The following is a 3,633-nucleotide window of genomic DNA, read 5'->3' on the forward strand; positions in this document are numbered from 1 at the left end:
CCGCGGCGATCTTGGCGGCCGCGGGCGCGGCCGGCATCGGGCTCGGGCCCTTGACGTCGGCGGTGCCGGACGACGGCGCCGCAGCGGCAGCGCGCGAGGCGGCAGGGGCCGACTTGGTGGTCTCGGCCGGGGCGGTCGCCTTGGCTTCGGCCTTTGCCGGCGTGCTCGGCGCAGCCGCCGCACCGCCTTCGCTGATCTGGCCGAGCAGGCCGCCCGGCTCGACCGTCTCGCCGTCCTTGGCGGTGATTTCGGCCAGCACGCCGGCGGCCGGCGCGTTGACCTCCAGCGTCACCTTGTCGGTCTCGAGTTCGAGCAGCGGCTCGTCGGCCTTGACGGCGTCGCCCGCCTTCTTGAACCAGCGCCCGATCGTCGCCTCGGTCACGGATTCACCCAAAGTCGGCACGCGGATTTCAGTCGCCATCGTAAGCTGCCGCCCGAGCGGCCCTCCAAGTATTTAAAAAGAACGGATCAGAGCGCGAAGGTCTCGTCGGTGAAGGCCTTCATCTGCGCCAGGTGCTTGGACATCAGACCGGTCGCCGTGGCGGCTGCCGCGGGACGCCCGATGTAGCGCATGCGCTTCGACGGGCCGTTGACCTGCGCCAGGACCCAGTCGAAGTACGGATCGATATGCGCCCAGGCACCCATGTTCTTCGGCTCTTCCTGAACCCAGACCACTTCGGCGCCCTTGAAGCGCGACAGTTCGTTCACCAGCGCCTTCAACGGCATCGGGTAGAGCTGTTCGAGGCGCAGCAGATAGACGTCGTCGATGCCCCGGCGTTCGCGCTCTTCGAACAGGTCGTAATAGACCTTGCCCGAGCAGACGACGACGCGGCGGATCTGAGCGTCCGGCTTCAGCACGACGCTATGCTCGCCGGTCTTCTCCGCGCCATCGCGCAGGATGCGATGGAACGAGGTGCCCGTCGCCATGTCGGCGAGGCTCGACACCGCCCGCTTATGGCGCAGCAGTGACTTCGGCGTCATCAGGATCAACGGCTTGCGGATGTCCCGCTTCAGCTGGCGACGCAGGATGTGGAAGTAGTTCGCCGGCGTGGTGCAGTTGGCGACCTGCATGTTGTCTTCGGCGCAGAGCTGGAGATAGCGCTCGAGACGCGCCGAGGAATGCTCCGGCCCCTGCCCTTCGTAGCCATGCGGCAGCAGGCAGACGAGGCCCGACATGCGCAGCCACTTGCGCTCACCCGAAGAGATGAACTGGTCGAACACGACCTGCGCGCCGTTGGCGAAGTCGCCGAACTGAGCCTCCCACAGCACGAGCGCGTCAGGCTCGGACATGGTGTAGCCGTACTCGAAGCCGAGCACCGCGACCTCGGACAGCATCGAGTTGATGACCTCGAAACGCGCCTGCTCGTCACGGATATGGTTGAGCGGCACGTAGCGCGCCTCGGTCTCCTGATCGATAAGCACGGAATGGCGCTGCGAGAAGGTGCCGCGCTCGCTGTCCTGGCCCGACAGGCGGACGCGATGACCCTCGTCGACGAGACTGGCGAAAGCCAGCGCCTCTCCCATCGCCCAGTCGATGCTCTCGCCGGTGTCGATCATCTTGCGGCGGTTGTCGATCAGCCGCTGGATGGTCTTGTGGACGTGGAAGCTGGCGGGAATGCTGGTCAGGCGGTGACCGAGTTCGACGAGACGATTGGGCTCGACGCCGGTCTGACCGCGGCGATCTTCTTCGCCGACGGGCGCCGCACGAAGCCCGGCCCAGCGGCCGTCGAGCCAATCCGCCTTGTTCGGCGAATAGGATTGGCCGGCCTCGTATTCCGTGTCGAGCTTGGCGCGCCAGGCGGCCTTTGCGGCTTCGACGCCCTCGGTACTGATGACGCCTTCCCCGACGAGCTTTTCGGCGTAGATCTCGAGCACCGAGCGATGCGCCCGGATCTTCTTGTACATCAGGGGTTGGGTGAAGCTTGGCTCGTCGCCTTCGTTATGACCGAAGCGGCGGTAGCAGAACATGTCGATGACGACGGGCTTGTGGAAGCGCTGGCGGAACTCCACCGCGATCTTCGCGGCGAAGACCACGGCCTCCGGGTCGTCGCCGTTCACGTGAAGGATCGGCGCCTCGATCATCTTGGCCGTATCCGACGGATAGGGCGAGGAGCGCGAATAGCGCGGGTAGGTGGTGAAGCCGATCTGGTTGTTGATGATGAAGTGGATCGAGCCGCCGGTGTTGTGGCCCTTGAGCCCGGACAGGCCGAAGCACTCGGCGACCACGCCCTGGCCGGCAAAGGCCGCATCGCCGTGGATCAGCAGCGGCAGCACCGTCGAGCGCTCGACGATGTCGTCGAACTGGTCCTGCTTGGCGCGGACGCGACCGAGCACTACGGGATCGACGATCTCGAGATGCGACGGGTTGGCGCAGAGCGACAGATGCACCGTGTTCTCGTCGAACTCGCGGTCCGAGGAGAAGCCGAGGTGGTACTTGACGTCGCCGGAGCCTTCGGTCTCGGCCGGCGTGAAGGAGCCGCCCTTGAACTCGTGGAACACGCCGCGATGCGGCTTGTGCATCACCTGGGTCAGCACGTTGAGCCGGCCGCGATGGGCCATGCCGACCTGGATGTCCTGGATCCCCAAAGCGCCGCCGCGCTTGATGATCTGCTCCAACGCCGGGACCATCGCCTCGCCGCCGTCGAGGCCGAAGCGCTTGGTGCCGGTGTAGCGCACGTCCAAGAACTTCTCGAAGCCTTCGGCCTCGATCAGCTTGTTGAGGATCGCGCGCTTACCTTCGGGCGTGAAGGAGATTTCCTTGCCGGGACCTTCGATGCGCTCCAGCATCCAGCCCTTCTCGGCCGGATCGGACATATGCACGAACTCGAAGCCGATCGTGTCGCAATAGGTGCGACGCAGGATCGGCATCATCTCGTTGATCGTCGCGAACTCGAGCCCGAGCACGTTGTCGATGAAGATCTTGCGGTCGTAGTCGGCGTCGGAGAAGCCGTAGCTCGAGGGATGCAGCTCTTCGAAATCCTTGGGCGGCGCGAGGCCGAGCGGGTCGAGCTTGGCATGCAGATGCCCGCGGGTGCGATAGGCCCGGATCATCATCAGGGCGCGGACGGAGTCGCGGGTCGCGCGATGGACATCCTCGGGCGAGGCCGGCTTGGCGTCGGGCGAGACTTTCGCGTCGGCCTTGGCGGCCAGCTTGCCGGCAATGGCCTTTTCGACCTGCGGCCAGTTGCCGTCGAGGGCCGAGACGAGTTCGCCGTTGGCCGCGATCGGCCAGCTCGCCGCCTTCCAGGCAGGGCCTTGCGCGCTGTGTTCGACGGCGCCGGGATCGTCGTTCAGAGATTGAAAGAAGTCGCGCCATTCCGGATCGACAGAGGCCGGATCGGCCCTGAAGCGTTCCTGCAGCTGCTCCACGTATGCGGCGTTGCCGCCGTAGAGAAAGGATGTGGAGGCGAAGGCATCATTGCTGCCCGATCGTCCGGAGCTCGAGCCACCCGAACCGTTGCCGGATCCATTGCCTTCTTGGCGTGCCATTTTTCAAACCTCCAACCGCTGCCGATCTCCATGCCGGACAGGGGTCACTACAAAAACAAAGCCCCGCTATCGGGCCTCTCTCATGCCGCTCAAACCTGGGCGAAACCGCGTCAGGCCCGGCAGCATTCTTAAAGCTCTACCTGG

The 3,633-nt window shown here is 65.4% G+C and carries 2 protein-coding genes; both read right to left on the reverse strand.

The features are described from left to right. On the reverse strand, positions 1–421 hold a 421-nt coding region (locus GSQ79_RS17385; protein ID WP_305764623.1), incomplete at its 3' end, for a biotin/lipoyl-containing protein. Between the two features lie 47 nt (positions 422–468). Beyond that, a complete protein-coding gene (locus tag GSQ79_RS17390) occupies positions 469–3,489 on the reverse strand; it encodes a 2-oxoglutarate dehydrogenase E1 component (protein WP_158809939.1) in 3,021 nt (1,006 codons plus the stop codon). Between the last annotated feature and the right edge of the window lie 144 nt (positions 3,490–3,633).

This window comes from Beijerinckia sp. L45 (assembly GCF_009765775.1).
Taxonomy (GTDB): domain Bacteria; phylum Pseudomonadota; class Alphaproteobacteria; order Rhizobiales; family Beijerinckiaceae; genus RH-AL1.